Below are 275 nucleotides of genomic sequence, written 5' to 3'. Positions count from 1 at the left end.
CTATGCGGCGAGTTCTTCGACACTGGACCTCAAACAAGTCACCGATGCCCATCGCATCACCATCACCTGGTCCACCCCGCACCCTGAAATGGGCGGTCGCGACCTGATGGACATCGCCGCCGAGTGGCACCTGTCATTGCTCGACGCCGCCCGCCAATTGCAACCGGCGGGCGCGGTGTACTACGGAATGGATGAATCAGACGTACGAAGAATCCTCGCGCATCCGCTATCGATGGTCGGCTCTGACGGATTGCCGGAAGACCCGTTCCCGCATC

At 61.1% G+C, this 275-nt stretch carries 1 pseudogene; it reads left to right on the top strand.

From position 1 onward, the window contains the following. Positions 1–275, top strand: a pseudogene (locus SB772_RS40665) (D-aminoacylase); the annotation flags it as partial.

Source organism: Paraburkholderia sp. SIMBA_030 (assembly GCF_046535245.1).
In the GTDB taxonomy this organism is placed as follows: domain Bacteria; phylum Pseudomonadota; class Gammaproteobacteria; order Burkholderiales; family Burkholderiaceae; genus Paraburkholderia.
This window is presented reverse-complemented; position numbering and strand designations above follow the sequence as displayed.